The 16,299-nt window shown below is 37.7% G+C and carries 14 protein-coding genes; 1 reads left to right on the plus strand and 13 read right to left on the minus strand.

The genetic code is table 11. The features are described from left to right. The 5 genes from ACR2MV_RS08500 to gcvP form a co-directional block, all read right to left on the minus strand. A partial coding sequence (locus ACR2MV_RS08500) for a cation:proton antiporter domain-containing protein (protein WP_434021481.1) occupies nucleotides 1-1,505 on the minus strand: 1,505 nt, incomplete at its 3' end. A 21-nt stretch (nucleotides 1,506-1,526) separates the two neighbouring features. Further along, nucleotides 1,527-2,840 (minus strand): Na+/H+ antiporter NhaA, encoded by a 1,314-nt coding sequence (gene nhaA, locus ACR2MV_RS08505; protein WP_434021482.1) that lies wholly within the window; start codon nucleotides 2,838-2,840, stop codon nucleotides 1,527-1,529. A gap of 167 nt (nucleotides 2,841-3,007) precedes the next feature. Then, entirely contained in the window at nucleotides 3,008-4,627 is a 1,620-nt protein-coding gene (locus tag ACR2MV_RS08510) for a pyruvate dehydrogenase complex dihydrolipoamide acetyltransferase (protein WP_434021483.1), read from the minus strand. 43 nt (nucleotides 4,628-4,670) lie between these two features. Then, the gene (gene pdhA / locus ACR2MV_RS08515; protein WP_434021484.1) at nucleotides 4,671-5,669 is read right to left on the minus strand and encodes a pyruvate dehydrogenase (acetyl-transferring) E1 component subunit alpha; all 999 of its coding nucleotides are present in this window, start codon (nucleotides 5,667-5,669) and stop codon (nucleotides 4,671-4,673) included. A 157-nt stretch (nucleotides 5,670-5,826) separates the two neighbouring features. Then, the gene (gene gcvP / locus ACR2MV_RS08520; RefSeq protein ID WP_434021485.1) at nucleotides 5,827-8,673 is read right to left on the minus strand and encodes an aminomethyl-transferring glycine dehydrogenase; all 2,847 of its coding nucleotides are present in this window, start codon (nucleotides 8,671-8,673) and stop codon (nucleotides 5,827-5,829) included. A 116-nt stretch (nucleotides 8,674-8,789) separates the two neighbouring features. Between gcvP and ACR2MV_RS08525 the strand changes: the two genes are divergently transcribed. Beyond that, nucleotides 8,790-9,623, plus strand: a complete 834-nt coding sequence (locus ACR2MV_RS08525) for a hypothetical protein (protein ID WP_434021486.1) — start codon at nucleotides 8,790-8,792, stop codon at nucleotides 9,621-9,623. Here ACR2MV_RS08525 and ACR2MV_RS08530 read toward each other — a convergent pair. The 8 genes from ACR2MV_RS08530 to ruvX all read right to left on the minus strand — a co-directional run bounded on the left by ACR2MV_RS08530 (nucleotide 9,597) and on the right by ruvX (nucleotide 16,262). Continuing rightward, on the minus strand, nucleotides 9,597-11,132 hold the full coding sequence (locus ACR2MV_RS08530) for an FG-GAP-like repeat-containing protein (protein WP_434021487.1): 1,536 nt from the start codon (nucleotides 11,130-11,132) through the stop codon (nucleotides 9,597-9,599). The genes ACR2MV_RS08525 and ACR2MV_RS08530 overlap by 27 nt on opposite strands. A 39-nt stretch (nucleotides 11,133-11,171) precedes the next feature. Then, a complete protein-coding gene (locus ACR2MV_RS08535; RefSeq protein ID WP_434021488.1) occupies nucleotides 11,172-11,945 on the minus strand; it encodes a zinc ribbon domain-containing protein in 774 nt (257 codons plus the stop codon). Between the two features lie 2 nt (nucleotides 11,946-11,947). Then, nucleotides 11,948-13,066, minus strand: coding sequence for a Nif3-like dinuclear metal center hexameric protein (locus ACR2MV_RS08540; RefSeq protein WP_434021489.1), 1,119 nt, complete (start codon nucleotides 13,064-13,066; stop codon nucleotides 11,948-11,950). Nucleotides 13,067-13,109: 43 nt separating this feature from the next. Next, on the minus strand, nucleotides 13,110-13,862 hold the full coding sequence (locus tag ACR2MV_RS08545) for a hypothetical protein (RefSeq protein WP_434021490.1): 753 nt from the start codon (nucleotides 13,860-13,862) through the stop codon (nucleotides 13,110-13,112). 89 nt (nucleotides 13,863-13,951) lie between these two features. Next, entirely contained in the window at nucleotides 13,952-14,731 is a 780-nt protein-coding gene (mazG, locus tag ACR2MV_RS08550) for a nucleoside triphosphate pyrophosphohydrolase (RefSeq protein WP_434021491.1), read from the minus strand. Between the two features lie 16 nt (nucleotides 14,732-14,747). Continuing rightward, entirely contained in the window at nucleotides 14,748-15,173 is a 426-nt protein-coding gene (locus tag ACR2MV_RS08555) for a DUF5606 family protein (RefSeq protein WP_434021492.1), read from the minus strand. A gap of 83 nt (nucleotides 15,174-15,256) precedes the next feature. Then, nucleotides 15,257-15,841: a peptide deformylase gene (gene def / locus ACR2MV_RS08560; RefSeq protein ID WP_434021493.1), complete on the minus strand. Its 585-nt coding sequence runs from the start codon at nucleotides 15,839-15,841 to the stop codon at nucleotides 15,257-15,259. A gap of 10 nt (nucleotides 15,842-15,851) precedes the next feature. Next, nucleotides 15,852-16,262, minus strand: a complete 411-nt coding sequence (ruvX, locus tag ACR2MV_RS08565; RefSeq protein ID WP_434021494.1) for a Holliday junction resolvase RuvX — start codon at nucleotides 16,260-16,262, stop codon at nucleotides 15,852-15,854. Between the last annotated feature and the right edge of the window lie 37 nt (nucleotides 16,263-16,299).

The raw sequence follows: 16,299 nt of genomic DNA on the forward strand, positions 1-16,299 counted from the left end.
CCCGCATCCATCAGTTCCTGCATTTCATCATCATAGCGCGAAATGGCAGCCACCTTAATACTGCAATGAATAAGATTTAATTGTTCAATCACACTCATATTTGTGGCATGACTTGGTGTTACAAGAATTACCAGAGGAAGGTTTTCAGACATGTTGATTCGCTGCCAGAAATTAAGATCGTTCACATCTCCTTGTAATACATTGTTGCCGGCTTTTCGATGCGCCTCAATTACGTCTAAATCAATATCAATTCCTAACACATTCTTGTTATACTTTTTAGCCATTACATCATATACTTTTGAACCTGTCCGCCCCATACCAAAGACAATGACTTCTTCTTGTGCAAAGACAATGGGTTCGTCTTCCAAAAGTCTTGTTTTGGTTTCAAATCGTAAAAAGAATTGTTGAAATTTCGCGTAAATTGACTGGGCTCTCATGTTTAACGGTGACGACATAATCATGGTCAGCGATAAGGATACTGCGAAGATGACTAGCCATTCGGTAGTTATCCAACCGTTTGCTACACCTGCAGCACCAACAATAAGTCCAAACTCACTATAATTCGATAAGCTAAAAGAGGTTAGTACAGATGTTCGGGCCCGCAACTTAAACCTTGTTAATATAAAAAAGAAAAGCCCTGTTTTGAAAGGAATTAAGAGTGCCAGGAAGAGTGCTATATTAAAAGCTTCAAAACTCGGGACTTCAGACAAACCAATTGTTAAGAAGAAGCCCACAAGAAATAAATCTTTAAAACCCATCATTGTTTTCGCTAATTCTTCGGCCCTGTTATGCTCAGCAAATAAGATCCCGAATACCAATGCACCTAAATCAGCTTTTAATCCCAATGTGGTGAATAATGCAGCACCTGCCATGGGCAGTAATACACCCAGCAGGATCAATAATTCTCCATGTCCGGTATGATTGAGTATAAATGAGAACTTTTTGTTCTGAATCAGTTTCGGAACAAAGACCAAAAGCAATAGGGCCAGGGCCCATACAGATGGTATTTCACCAGAACTAATCGTAAGGAATATAACTGCAAATATATCCTGCATTACTAAAATACCGATGGCAATTTTTCCATGAGCAGTATTCATGTTACCAGTTTCTTCCAATATTTTTACAGCAAAAATGGTGCTTGAAAAACTAAGGGCAAATGCGATTAAAAAGGAAGTGGCTACGCCAAGGCCTGCAAATTTTGAAAATCCTATATAACTTAGAAATAAAACCAAAAGGCCAAAAAATATTGTTGCAATCAACATATGAATTGATGAGCCTGCCCAGATTTCGGGATGTAACAAGTTTTTTATTTTTAATTTTAGTCCTATGGTGAACAACAGCAGCAAAACGCCAAAATCGGCTATTTGAACCAAGGTATCTGTAAGATTCACTCCAAAAAGATTCAATGCAAAACCAGCTAATAGAAAGCCAACCAGGGGAGGCAGTCCTATCTGTTTAACGGTAAATCCAAAGCCAAATGCAAAAATGATCCAAAGCGGGTCCATGTGATAACGGTCTTAAATAGTTTATTTTTTAGAGGTTAACCCTAACCATAGCATACCTATCAAAGCGGATAGTAAGGAGGCCATCATAATTCCTACCTTTGCTATCTGTTTAAAGGATTCATCTTTAAAGGCAAGGTCTGAAATGAACATAGACATGGTAAAGCCAATACCTGCTAAGAAAGCGACACCATAGATTTGATTCCAACTTACTCCTTCAGGTAAAGAGGCGATCTTAAATTTGACCATAAGTCGAGAAAAGAGTGATATCCCAATAAACTTTCCCAGAACCAAACCACAAATAATTCCAATCGAAATTGGGTGTATCAACATATCGATTACTTTCCCGTCAATATGAACTCCTGCATTACTTAAGGCAAATACAGGCAATATAAAATAAGCTGTGACCGGATGCAAAGCATGTTCAAGTTTCTGTAAAGGAGTATGGGCATTTTTATTCAGGTCTTCAATATCGGATATGACATGAACCTGCTTTTTCGTAAGCAATGTACTTTTCTCATCAGGTTTTTCTAATTTGAATTTATTGAGATGCTGGCTTATTTTATCGATATAGTCAGATTCACTTATTTTAGTTCTTGCAGGAATTGTGAGCGCTATTAAAACTCCAGCAATGGTGGCATGAACACCGGAGTAAATAAATGCAATCCAAACACCGGCGAATCCTATAATGGCATAGAATACAGTTCTTCTGACCCCTGCAAAGTTAGCAATAATCATAATTGTCAGACACAAGCCAGCATATAATAGTTCATTGTAATCTATAGATTCCGTATAAAAAACAGCGATGACCAACACGGCTCCGAGATCATCTGCAATAGCCAATGCTGTAAGAAAAATTTTAAGGTTTAGAGGAACTCTGCTGCCCAACATGGCTAATAATCCCAAAGCAAAAGCAATATCTGTAGCCATTGGAATTCCCCAGCCATTAATGTATTCAGGGTAATTAATCACTGCGATGGCATAAAATGTCGCAGGTAGCAACATTCCACCTACAGCTGCAGCAATAGGTAAGGAGGCTTTTTTCATGGAAGATAATTCTCCTCCCATTACTTCTCTTTTTATTTCCAGACCTACGACAAAGAAAAATAATGCCATCAATCCATCATTGATCCAATGATGCAAAGACGCAACAAGGTCTATCTCACCCCAAACCAATCCTACTTTATAATCATGCCATACATAGTGATATGAATCATAGAAGGAAGAATTGGCCCAAATTAAGGCAATAATGGTGGCAATAATTAGCATGATTCCACCATAGGCTTCTTCATTGATGAATCGAGATATTTTGAAAGAATTTAAAGGTTTGTTACTCATAATAATTAGTTGTGAAAAATTCTAGAAATGAATTAAGTCTAATGTACTTTTTCAGTAGGGTCAATTCTTATTTTCAAATATACAAATTATGGGGTCACCTTGATGGATGAATAAAAAAAAAGCCTGTGTAAAACACAGGCTTTTCAAAAATATTTTTTCAATACCTCTTACACTAACATTGTAACAGGATTCTCAATAAATCCTTTCAATGTTTGTAAGAACATGGCACCCGTAGCACCGTCTACTGTTCTGTGATCACAAGCCAGTGTAAGTTTCATAGTATTTCCAACTACGATAGTACCTTCTCGCACTACTGGTTTTTGAACAATCGCTCCAACAGATAGAATGGCTGAATTAGGCTGATTGATGATGCTGGTGAAGTCAGTGATACCAAACATACCTAAATTTGAAATGGTAAAAGTACTTCCTTCCATTTCATCAGGGGCCAATTTTTTATTTCTTGCTCTACCTGCAAAATCTTTTACCTGAGATCCGATTTGTGTTAAACTTTGTTCATCTGCAAACTTTAATACGGGAACAAGTAAACCATCTTCAACGGCTACTGCAACTCCAATATGTACATGGTGATTCTTTTTGATTTTGTCATCAAACCATTGAGAGTTTACCTGCGGGTGTTGCTTAAGCGCTAAAGAAGTCGCCTTTACAACGATATCATTAAATGATATTTTAGTATCTGGAATCGAATTGTACTGCGTGCGGAATGCGATGGCATTATCCATGTCAAACTCAACATTCAAATAATAATGAGGTGCTGTAAATTTTGACTCACCCAATCTTCTGGCAATAACCTTTCTCATTTGAGAATTAGGAACTTCTTCATAGCTCTCCTGACCTGCAGGCACGAATGGTGCGCTGCTCCCTGCACCGGAACCTGGTGTATAATTTTCAATATCTCTCTTAATGATTCGGCCACCTTCACCGGTACCATTAATATGAGACAAGTTGATATTTCTTTCGGATGCTAATTTTTTAGCCAAAGGAGATGCAACGATTCGACCATTTGAACTGCTGGTTTGAACAACCGGAGTTGCGTTACTGCTTGCTGCCGGGCTCGAGGCCGTTGCAGCTGGTGGTGTAGCAACAGGAACTGCTTCTTTTGTAACTTCAGCTTTTGCAGCGGCTGGTGTTTCATTTTTTAAACTTTCGGCATAAGCGGCAACATCTGTTCCTTTATCACCAATCATAGCTAACACAGCGTCCACGCTAGCAGAACTTCCTTCCGGAACTCCAATATATAATAAGGTACCTTGATGAAAAGATTCAAATTCCATCGTGGCTTTATCAGTTTCAATTTCAGCTAAGATATCTCCTTCATCAACAGTATCACCAACATTCTTTAACCATTTTGCCACCGTTCCTTCAGTCATGGTATCACTAAGTCTGGGCATGGTAATTACTTCTACACCTGCAGGGGGAGCCACTTGCTCAGAAGATGTCTCTTCAACTTCAGCGACAGGAGCAACCGCAGCAGGCGCCTCAGTTTCTTCCGAACCATTCGATTGATCCAACAGGCTTTTATAATCGTCACCTTCATTTCCGATGATGGCCAATAAAGCGTCCACACTTGCAGTTTCACCTTCATGAACACCAATATGTAACAAGGTCCCTTCATGGAAAGATTCAAACTCCATGGTAGCTTTGTCAGTTTCAATTTCTGCAAGAATATCTCCTTCCTCAATCTTATCGCCCACTTGCTTCAGCCATTTTGCCACAACTCCTTCTGTCATGGTATCACTTAATCGGGGCATGGTTATTATCTCAGCCATATTTTTTTCTTTAATAGGATATTTAAAATTGATCTTTAATAAATTACAGTCTATGTTTTAAAAAAGGATAGTCTTTTTCTTCATATACCATATCGTACAACTGCTGTTTTTCAGGATAAGGAGATTCATCTGCAAATTTTTCACAAGCTAATACCTGTTCTTTTACATCGTCATTGATCGCCTGAATTTCTTTATCCGTCAAATATTTCTTTTCCTTAATGACCTCAAGCACCTGAGAAATCGGATCGATTTTTTTATACTCAGCAACTTCATCTTTTGTTCTGTATTTTTGAGCATCACTCATCGAATGTCCTCTGTATCGATATGTTTTCATTTCCAGGAAATAAGGTCCCTTACCACTTCTTGCATGACTTACGGCCTTATCCATGGCTTTTGCAACTTCAACAGGATTCATTCCATCTACAGGTTCTGATGGCATTTCATAAGCCAGTCCTAATTTCCAAATTTCTTCATGATTGGCGGTTCTGGCTACAGAAGTACCCATGGCATATCCATTATTCTCAACAATAAATACAACAGGTAATTTCCATGCCATTGCCATGTTGAAAGTTTCATGTAAGGATCCTTGTCGGGCGGCTCCGTCACCAAAATACGTGATAGTGACTCCGTCACGACCAAAATATTTATCGGCGAATGCGATACCGGCTCCCAGTGGAATCTGGCCACCAACGATACCGTGACCTCCATAAAAACCTTTTTCTTTTGAGAAAATATGCATCGAACCACCCATACCTTGAGAAGTACCGGTAACCTTTCCGTATAATTCGGCCATGACTCTTTTAGGATCAACTCCCATTCCTATAGGCTGAACGTGATTTCTGTAGGCAGTAATCATCTTGTCTTTCGAAAGATCAATCGCATGAAGTGCACCGGCTAATACAGCTTCTTGACCATTATATAAATGCAGAAAACCTCTTACTTTTTGTTGGATGTATACAGCGGCAAGTTTGTCTTCGAATTTTCTCCAAAACAACATGTCCTTGTACCAATTGATGTAGGTTTGTTTCGTTATTTTCTTCATTTGTATTTAAATTTTTTTCAGAATGGCAAAAATACAATTTTTTTAGATAAATAAATTCTAAAAAAGTTAACAAAATTAATGAATTCTTGCGCTTATTGTTGCTAAATCCTGTAAACCTTGATGTAATGGATGCCTTCTGACATTTTTGTTCAAAATATTATTGTTCTATATAATCTTCTATCGGGTTACAGGAACATACTAAATGCCTGTCACCATAAGCTTCATTGACCCTTCGCACTGTTGGCCAGTATTTATTGTCGGCCACAAAATCCAAGGCAAACGCTGCTTCTTTTCTGCTGTAAGAATAGTCCCACTCATCAGATGTAAGCATACTTTGAGTGTGAGGAGCATTTTTTAAAACACTGTCTTCGCCTTCATAGTGATCGATCTCAGTCTTGATTTGAATCAAGGCATCTGCAAACCTGTCAATTTCTTGTTTGTTCTCACTTTCAGTTGGTTCGATCATTAGTGTTCCGGCAACAGGAAAGGATACGGTCGGAGCGTGAAAACCAAAATCCATCAATCTTTTTGCGATATCAGTTACCTCGATACCTTTTGCTTTAAACTCTCTGAAATCAACAATCATTTCGTGGGCAGCAAACCCTTTTTCACCGGCATATAAGATCTTATAGTGCTTTTCTAAACGAGCCTTGAGGTAATTTGCATTTAAGATAGCAGTAACTGTCGACTCAGTTAAGCCGCTGCTTCCCAGCATTTTGATATAACTGTAGGAAATCAAATCAACCATGGCAGATCCAAAAGGTGCTGCTGAAATTGCATTGATGGCATTTTTCCCACCAGTTTTTATCACTGGATTCGAAGGTAGGAATTCAGCCAAATGTGCTGCCACACAAATCGGGCCAACACCAGGTCCTCCGCCTCCATGAGGAATGGCAAAGGTTTTATGTAAATTCAAATGGCAGACATCAGCACCAATTTTTGCCGGATTGGTAAGTCCGACCTGTGCATTCATATTGGCCCCATCCATGTACACTTGACCTCCATTATCATGAATAACCCTTGTGATTTCTCGAATTTCTGACTCAAAAACACCATGGGTAGAAGGATAAGTGACCATGAGTGCCGCTAAATTGTCTTTATGTAATAGTGCTTTTTCTTTTAAATCGTCTAGATCGATGTTACCCGACTCTGAGGTTTTGGTAACAACAACCTTCATCCCGGCCATTACAGCCGAGGCCGGATTCGTTCCATGGGCCGAGGCTGGAATCAAACAGATATTTCTATGCGCCTGCTCATTAGATTTGTGAAAAGCTCGTATGACCATCAGTCCAGCGTATTCACCTTGTGCACCAGAATTGGGCTGCAATGAAGTCGCGGCGAAACCAGTAATTTCATTCAATTGAGATTCGAGTTCTTTTAACATTTCATGATACCCCTGTGCCTGATTCACCGGAACGAAAGGATGGATAGAATTCCAGTTACTCGTGCTCAGCGGAAGCATTTCAGTGGCGGCATTTAATTTCATGGTACAGGAACCAAGTGAAATCATAGAATCTGCCAATGAAATGTCTTTTCTTTCCAATCGTTTGATGTAACGCATCATTTCAGTTTCAGAATGATACTTTTTAAACACCTCATGGGTAAGAAATGCCGACTTTCGTTGTAATTCATCAGGAATTGATAAACTTACCGGACACTCCTTTATCTTAAAAGAATATAAATTTTCTGATTGTGCTAAAATGTCAATGACCTGTTCTATATCGGCATCAGTTGTAGTTTCATTGATTGAAATGCTGATGGTATTTGCATCGATATAGTTAAAGTTTACCTCTTCTTCCTCGGCAAGTTCTTTTAACTTGTCTGAATTAGATACTTTAATTTTTAAGGTATCAAAGTATGCCTTGTTTTCTTGTTCCAAGCCCAGTTTTAAAAGGGCCTGATCCAAAATATTGGCCAGAGAATGAATTTGGCGTGCAATGTATTTGATTCCTTCACCTCCGTGATAAACCGCATACATTCCGGCCATTACTGCCAGTAGTACCTGAGCCGTACAGATATTGGAAGTTGCTCTTTCTCTTTTTATGTGTTGTTCTCTTGTTTGAAGAGCCATTCTTAGTGCCCGATTGTCATCCAGGTCTACTGTTACGCCAATAATACGTCCGGGAATTAACCGCTTATAAGCTTCATGAGTGGCAAAGTAGGCTGCATGAGGACCTCCAAATCCCAATGGAATTCCAAATCGCTGTGTCGTACCCACGGCAACATCAGCTCCCATTTCAGCCGGTGATTTAAGTATGGCCAAACTCAGAATATCAGCTGCAACAACAGCTTTAATCTCTAGTTCATGCGCTTTGGAAATGAAATCCGTATAATCGAAGATCATTCCATCCTTGGCAGGATACTGTAATATGCACCCGTAAAACTCTTCATCCAATGAGATTTCTCTGTGATCTCCATACACTAATTCTATTCCAAGAGGTTCTGCTCTGGTTGAAAGGATATCTTTTGTTTGTGGAAAGATAGCATCCGAAACAAAGAACTTATTCGCTGCACTCTTTTTCTGTGCGCGACTTCTTCCATTCCACAACATGATCATGGCCTCAGCAGCTGCAGTCCCTTCATCCAGCAAAGAAGAATTTGCCAAAGGTAATCCGGTAAGATCGGTGATCACCGTTTGAAAATTTAACAATGCTTCCAATCTTCCCTGAGAAATTTCTGCCTGATAAGGTGTGTACGAGGTATACCAACTAGGGTTTTCAAAAATATTTCTTTGAATAACAGCCGGAAGCGTTGTGGGATGATAACCCAGTCCTATGTATGACTTGAATTGTTTGTTTTTATTGCCCAGTTTCTGAATATGCGATGCAAATTCATTCTCGCTCATGGCCTCAGGTAGGTTGAGCGCTCTGTTTAACCTAATGTCATTAGGTATCGTATTGTAAATCAATTCATCAAGACTGCTGACACCAATAGTGTCCAACATCTCAGATACTTCATGCTGGCTTGGTCCAAGATGACGTAAAACAAAAGAATCTGTACGCATAATTGTTGTTTATTTTAAGGTTCACAAAAATACTCAATTTTGTTGAAATTGCTTGATTTTTCAAAATGATATCATGCGGATTTTTTTAATTATTTTTACAACCTTCAACTGATAAAATGAATCTTTTAAAGAGGTGGTTCGAATTTTACATTTTTGCTAATATTCATGTGGCAATTGCTTGTTATTCTTTAACGAGAATCACCTATTTGCACTATAATTTTCAAAACGAGTTTTTAGCATTTTTTGTCTTCTTTTCAACAATTCTTTCCTATAATCTCATTCGGGTGGTGCAGCTTGACAGCATAAAAACAATGACCTCAAATTGGATAGCAGCCAATAAAAAAGGACTCATTTTTTTAAATGCAATCGCCTTTAGTGGAATGCTGTATTGCGCCAGTAAACTTAACCTGCATGGGTTTTATACCCTGATGCCTTTTATGCTTACAACTATTTTATACGTGTTGCCTGCCAAGAATAAAAGCAGGGGCTTGAGGCAGGTGCCTGGCTTAAAACTTTTTTTAATCAGCTTTACCTGGGCAGGAGTCAGCGTTGTTTTTCCTCTTGCAGAAGCAAATCTCCTGGAACTTCCTGATCAAGGTCTGTATTTTCTGCAACGATTTCTGTTTGTTTTGGCCATCACCATCCCCTTTGATATTAGAGATTCACAATTTGATCATCCCGAATTGGCAACCCTTCCACAGGTTTTAGGAATAGATAGAGCAAAAGTTATAGCAATTGCAGCCATATTAGGGTTTCTTGCCATTGATATCTTTTTGAAAGATACCAATTCAGTTGACTTCAAGATCCATGTGATGATCGCCTTGATTACCAGTTTTTTTATTGCATTTAGCAGCCCTTTGCGGAAACGATTTTACACGATGTTTTGGGTGGAGGCCATACCTATAGTTTGGTATGCAACGCTTTTAGTTTTTGATCAGGGTGTTTTCTAGAATCATGATATCTGCATTGGTAGTGTTCCATTTTTCAGAAATACTTGGAGGAACAGGAGTGAATACATAGGTGAATGCACTGAAAATAATATCCATATCACCATCTTTGTCTACATCACCAATGTCTAAGAGAAACCACCTGCTGTCGTTGGCTTCTTTTATGGTTTGGACTTCAAAATCGAACAATTGCTCATTTTTGTTTTCCAGATATATCAAAGAATATTCTGGTTTATTTTCATAATCAGGGAATGTTGAGATGATAGAAAAATCAATATCGCCATCCTGATCAAAGTCATTTGAAACAAATCTTGTAGCACCGTTTAAAGGGAAAAAGAAGGCTTCTTTAAAATTGTTTTCTCCATCATTTAAATGAATTCTAAGACCGTGATAAGGCTTATGAATATAAGTTTTATCAGCATTGTCGCCATTCACAGTGATGATGTCATCGTCTCCATCTCCATCATAATCGAGTATTTCAAACCAGCTGCTTCCATAAATAGGTGAGAAGCGCAGCACTTTTTCATTCCTGAAAACCAGGTTGTCCTGCTGATAGAGAAAGGTAATACTTTCATCTCCCTGTGAGGTGAGTGCAACAATATCGAGCTTTCCATCATTGTTTAAGTCTTTAATTTCGGTCCGAATTGTTCCCGGTTGACTTAAGAGGACCTTTTTTTCATAGTTCCCTGAAGGCCCAAGAATCATTAAAGAAAGTTTGCCTGTTAAATGTCCAAATTCACTAACCAGCATTTCCTTTGTTCCGTCTCCGTTTAAATCCCGCACCTCATTGTAAACCGGCCTGTGCAGTGAATCAATGATAACCTTCTCTGCATCATTGTGATATGCGATGACTTTGCCGGAAGATAGTTCGGATGGATCTAAAATGCCAATGTCAGTTAAAAAAGAAATTGAATCTAAGTCTGTGAAACCAACGACAGCATTGTCTGATTTTTTAAGTACTTGGCTGTTTTTGGTCTCGAATTCATATTGAATCAATTGTCCTGAGATATCACCTGTATGGATACTGTTATTTTCCTTCTTATAAGAAAGATAGGTGAAATAAGACCCTGGAGTCTCATCAATAGAAAACATGGAAACTTTAAAAAGCTGTTGTTCGAACGTCTCCTTATCATGAATGATAGGAGCCAGGCTATCTGGTGCCATTTCTAAAATATAGGCTTTTAATAAGGCCCAGTCCTGATCGTTTAAAGAAGGCATAAAAGGGTAGATTCCTGAATTATGGATAATTTCCATTTCTTCAAAATCCATTTTGTCATAGGGCTTGAACCCACCATCTTTGATGCCCATTCTGGCAGCCATTTCCGGCAATATACTCTTGGTCCAGAATTCTTTTGGCAAATGATTGATATCAGGGGCTATATGACATCTTGCGCATTGATCTTGATAGAGTTGTGCTCCTTTTTCTTTTTTTGAATTGGAATTGCAGGAGAATAAAACAAAAAATAAAGCGATTAAACCCAGTGCTTGAAAGTTTTTAATCGCTTTATTCATAAGATTGATGACAATTGGTATTGTCTAAAGTTTAAGATGTTAAGAAAAATATTTTGACATTTTTTCTTTTTCTTCTTCTGCCAGTTGAGAATCAATCAGGATTCTTCCACTGTGCTCATCTGTGATGATTTTTTTTCGGGTTGCTATTTCAACTTGACGCTGAGGCGGGATCGTGAAGAAAGAACCTCCAGAAGCTCCTCTTTCAATAGTTACAACAGCCAAACCATTTCTTACATTAGATCTGATCTTTGTATAAGCCTTTAATAAACGCTCATCAATTAACTTGCTATATTCATCAGATTTTTTATGAAGCAATGTTTCTTCTTTTTCTGTTTCTTCAAGAATAGAATTTAATTCGTCTTGTTTGTGTTTCAGATGCGTTTGTTTTTCAGTCATCTTTTCTTTTGCCGCTCCAATGATTTCATTTTTTGCTGCAATTTTAGCTTCAAATTCACGAATGTGTTTTTCAGCCAGTTGAATTTCAAGATCCTGATATTCAACTTCTTTTGAAATAGAATCAAACTCTCTGTTATTTCTTACATTCTTTTGCTGCTCCAGGTATTTTTTAGACAAGCTTTTTGCTTCCTCAATATTATTCTTTTTATTGGCAATTCCAGTCTCAAGGTTTTCAATATCAGTACTGAAGTTATTCAGTCTTGTTTGCAAACCAGCTATTTCGTCTTCCAGGTCATTCACTTCCAATGGCAATTCCCCTCTGGTATTTTTAATCTCGTCAATTCGCGAATCGATAAGCTGTAAATCATACAACGCTCTTAATTTGTCTTCAACGGTAACCTCTTTCTTTTTTGTCATCTCTAAAAATAGTTGATCGGATTTGTATTGTTTTTCGATAAAATAATCCTCCCTTCCGGCAAGGCAGGTGCAAAATTAGTGATTTTTTTTGTAAGAAACTCGACTAAAAGATTTTTTGTAAACTGTTCACTTTCGTAATGACCAATATCTGCCAAAATAAGCTTGTTTTCTGCTCTGTAAAAATCGTGGTATTTAAGATCAGCTGTGACAAATATATCAGCTCCAGCAGCCATGGCTTTTTCTATAGCAAAACTTCCGGACCCACCTAGAAGAGCCACTTTTTTTAGTTCTTTCTTGCCAATATCGGAATGCCGTATGACTTGCAGGTTAAATGTTCTTTTAAGATGTTCGAAAAAATTAGCAGGACTTAATGGTTTGTTTAATTCTCCAATGATTCCCATGCCGATTCGTTCATGCACATTATCCAAGGAAACAATGTCATAGGCTACTTCTTCATAGGGGTGGTCTGTCCAAAGAGCTTTTAAAATTTTTGACTGTAAATGGGCTTCAAATATAACGGTGATAAACGTTTCATTTACTTTTTCAAAACTGCCCGGTTTTCCAACACTTGGTTTCGTATTTTCATTCCCTAAATAGGTGCCCTCTCCCGTCATGTTAAAACTACAATTACTATAATCTCCAATATGACCAGCTCCGGCCTCAAAGAGTGCCTTTCTAACAGCATCAGCCTCGCTTTCAGGCACATAGGTGGTTAGTTTTTTAAGGTGGCCTTTTTGTGGTAATAACACTTTACAATTCTGTAAGCCAATCACTTCGGCCATTTTAGCCGATACACCTTTAATAGAATTATCCAATGCCGTATGCATGGCATAAATAGCGATATCATTTTTTACGGCTTTAATCACAACCCGTTCTACGTAATTTTTTCCATTGATTTTTTTCAAACCCTTGAAAATAATGGGATGGAATGCAACGATCAGATTACAATCTTTGTCAATGGCTTCCTGAACAGTATTTTCCAGGCAGTCTAAGGCCACCAAAACACCAGTTACTTCTTGTGCATCATCTCCCACTAAAAGGCCTACATTATCAAAGTCTTCAGCATAGGCTAAGGGACTGAGTTTTTCAATTTGATCGGTGATATCTTTAACTAAGGTCATAGTAGTGATTTGTAAAAGTGAATTTCGAATAAAGAGTACTGGTTTATTTAATTTTTTGTAGAAATTTTTCCACTGCGGTCCAATATGCCATATGATTTGAATTATTTTTCCACAAGGCTTTTGAGCCATGTTTGCCTTCAGTTTCAGGTAAAAATGACGATTTATCTGATTTTACCTTGTCATATATGGGTTTCCAATTGGCATATTCGCTTTTGGCAGAAGTAACAAATACTGGGCATGTCACCTTTGCAGCATAGCTTGAAAGATCTTTGCCATTTACTTGAAAGTAGTCACCTGGGGCAAAGGATAAAATACCTGATAAATTTTGATGATGTTCACTTCCCATATAAAACATCAATGCAGCAGAGTAGGAGCTGCCCCATAAGATTATTTTTCTTGGTTTAATGCTGTACTTGACATATAAATAGGAAGCTTCTACATCGGGAATTGCATCCAAGTATTCGGTAGGTTTGTTTTTAGTCACCGCCTCTTTATGAGTCTCGTTAATAATATTGTTCACCTGATCGCCTGAGCGTTGATCTACTGCCATGCAATTAAACCCCAGGGCGTTCAATTTTGGTGCAATCTCTCTGTATTCTCCTCGACTATAACCCGCCTGATGATATAACACAATAAATGGTGCATCGCTCGGATGGTCCATGTACAAATCTGCCGTAATCGTGATACCGTCATCAGATTTGAAAGTAATGGTTTCACCCAAAAATTCGGTGCTGCTTTGAGCAAAAATAAGGCGTGTGGTAAGGAAGAACGCAAAGAATAAGAAGTGTTTTTTCATCGTTGTTTAACCTAGATTGGAAAGTCTAAAGTTAAACATAATTTTAGTTCTTAAACAAATGGAATTTAGCCTAAGAAAACCGATATTAATTACTCAAAATGTTTTTTGGACTCGTTCCAGTACACATCCATTTGAGTCAGGGTCATATCTTTGAGCGATTCCCCATTTTTTTTAGCAGCCTCTTCCAGGTATTGGAATCTTTTAATAAATTTCTTGTTGGTTCTTTCGAGGGCACTTTCAGGATCTACATCAATAAAGCGCGCGTAGTTGATCAAAGAAAAAAGTACATCGCCAAACTCAGCTTCAATTTTACGATGATTTTTATTCAAAACTTCTTCATGCAATTCCTGTATTTCTTCCTGAACTTTTTCAAAAACCTGTTCAGATCGGTCCCAATCAAAACCAGCACTTGCCGCTTTGTCCTGAATTCGGCTCGCTTTTACCAAGGCGGGTAAAGATTTCGGAACACCCTCAAGTATGGATTTTTTTCCTTCTTTTAATTTGAGCTGTTCCCAGTTTTTGGCAACCTCTTCTTCAGTTTCAGCAACAACATCCCCAAAAACATGAGGATGTCGGCTGATCAATTTTTCGTTGATTCCTTGAATAACATCAAGCATATCAAACGACTCGGTTTCTGAACCAATTTTAGCATAGAAAACAATATGCAAAAGTAAGTCACCAAGTTCTTTTTTTATTTCCTCCTGATTGTTGTCGAGTATGGCGTCACCTAATTCATAGGTTTCTTCAATCGTAAGATGCCTCAGAGAATTCATCGTCTGCTTTTTATCCCAGGGACATTTCTCCCTGAGTTCATCCATGATATCTAAAAGGTTTCCGAAAGCTTTTAGTTGTTCTTCTCTTTGACTCATAATTGATTCTAAACGCTTAGGATTCTTCCTGACTCTCTTCTTCCAATTCTTCCTTTATACTTGAAAAATCAAATTTAGCATCAATCAGAGAATTGTACCATGAAAGCACTTTTTTTATGTTTGAAGCATACACTCTTTCTTCATCAAACCCAGGAAGTACTTCCCCGAAGTAGGAGGTTAATTCATTTTTAGAGGACTTTGGATTAATTGATTTTTCTCCAGATTCTTTTTCGAAAATACTCAGGAAAACTGCTTTTAACGGAACTTCTTCCTCATAGGTGTATATAGCTATATCATTAAGGGTACTGATATTGTGCAGGCTATTAACCGGAAACCTTTTCTTGTCAGACAACGATTCTACAATAACACCAGATTTTGATTGAGAAATAATTTCATACAATCCTGGTTTTCCTGAAATGGCAATAACTTTTTCTAATTTCATATTTTTTTTACTATTTAATTTTTTAACTACTGACGGTGGTGTAAACCATAGGTTTTATTGTTCCACAGGTTTGCTGTCGCATTTTATTTTTTAAGATTTGGGAATTTCATTCGATACCCAACATCCACTTTTCCTTTTGAAATATTTTCTAGTTTCTTTTTTAATAATCTTTTCTTAAGGCTAGACAGTTTATCTGTGAATAAAATCCCTTCAATATGATCGTATTCATGTTGAAATATTCTCGCAGCCAATCCTGACAAGGTATCCGTCTTTTTATCAAAGTTCTCATCCATATATTCAATATGAATCGTTTCATTACGTGAAACATCTTCATTGATGTTTGGGATACTCAAACAACCTTCATTAAATATCCATTCTTCGCCTTCTTCTTCAATAATTTTAGCATTGATATAGGTTTTATTAAAATCACGTAAAAACGACTTCTCCTCTTCATCTAATTCATCACTTTCGGCAAAAGGAGAGGCGTCGATTAAAAAAATTCTGATATCCCTTCCTATTTGTGGGGCAGCAAGTCCAACACCTTGGGCATTCTTCATTGTATCCTTCATGTTGGACAAAAGCTCGTCGAGTTTTGGATAGTCTTTCGAAATATCCTTGGCCACTTTTCTCAATACAGGGTCGCCGTAAGCTACAATTGGTAAAATCATCAATGTCTATTTATTTGTTATAAAGATAACTTTGTAAAATTATCGTTGCACTGATCTCATCGACCAATGCTTTGTTTTGGCGTTGCTTTTTCTTTAACCCACTGTCAATCATCGTTTGAAAAGCCATTTTTGAAGTGAATCTTTCATCAACTCTTTTAATAGGGATGTGCCCTAATTTGCTTTGTAATTTATTGATAAATGGAGCAATGAATTTTTCACTCTCTGAGGCAGTATTATTCATTTGTTTGGGTTCTCCGATTAAAAACAACTCTACTTTTTCTTTTTTGGTATAGTCCTCTAAAAAATCAAAGATATCTGAGGTAGGAACAGTTGTAAGACCAGAGGCAATTATTTGCATCTCATCCGTAACTGCGATTCCAATTCTTTTTTCACCATAATCCATGGCAAGAATTCTAGACATAGCTTTGAATTTTTGCAAATTTACCTCTTTTTTGATT

The sequence above is a fragment of the Lutimonas sp. genome (genome assembly GCF_051011215.1).
GTDB lineage: Bacteria > Bacteroidota > Bacteroidia > Flavobacteriales > Flavobacteriaceae > Lutimonas.

Bases quoted from the DNA above. Each gene is read 5' to 3' on its own strand.
- def (WP_434021493.1), bottom strand. From the start codon at position 15,841: ATGATTTTACCAATTGTAGCTTACGGCGACCCTGTATTGAGAAAAGTG.
- ACR2MV_RS08510 (WP_434021483.1), bottom strand. From the start codon at position 4,627: ATGGCTGAGATAATAACCATGCCCCGATTAAGTGATACCATGACAGAA.
- mazG (WP_434021491.1), bottom strand. From the start codon at position 14,731: ATGAGTCAAAGAGAAGAACAACTAAAAGCTTTCGGAAACCTTTTAGAT.
- pdhA (WP_434021484.1), bottom strand. From the start codon at position 5,669: ATGAAGAAAATAACGAAACAAACCTACATCAATTGGTACAAGGACATG.
- ACR2MV_RS08525 (WP_434021486.1), top strand. From the start codon at position 8,790: ATGAATCTTTTAAAGAGGTGGTTCGAATTTTACATTTTTGCTAATATT.
- ACR2MV_RS08545 (WP_434021490.1), bottom strand. From the start codon at position 13,862: ATGAAAAAACACTTCTTATTCTTTGCGTTCTTCCTTACCACACGCCTT.
- ACR2MV_RS08555 (WP_434021492.1), bottom strand. From the start codon at position 15,173: ATGAAATTAGAAAAAGTTATTGCCATTTCAGGAAAACCAGGATTGTAT.
- nhaA (WP_434021482.1), bottom strand. From the start codon at position 2,840: ATGAGTAACAAACCTTTAAATTCTTTCAAAATATCTCGATTCATCAAT.
- gcvP (WP_434021485.1), bottom strand. From the start codon at position 8,673: ATGCGTACAGATTCTTTTGTTTTACGTCATCTTGGACCAAGCCAGCAT.
- ACR2MV_RS08535 (WP_434021488.1), bottom strand. From the start codon at position 11,945: ATGACAAAAAAGAAAGAGGTTACCGTTGAAGACAAATTAAGAGCGTTG.
- ACR2MV_RS08530 (WP_434021487.1), bottom strand. From the start codon at position 11,132: ATGAATAAAGCGATTAAAAACTTTCAAGCACTGGGTTTAATCGCTTTA.
- ruvX (WP_434021494.1), bottom strand. From the start codon at position 16,262: ATGTCTAGAATTCTTGCCATGGATTATGGTGAAAAAAGAATTGGAATC.
- ACR2MV_RS08540 (WP_434021489.1), bottom strand. From the start codon at position 13,066: ATGACCTTAGTTAAAGATATCACCGATCAAATTGAAAAACTCAGTCCC.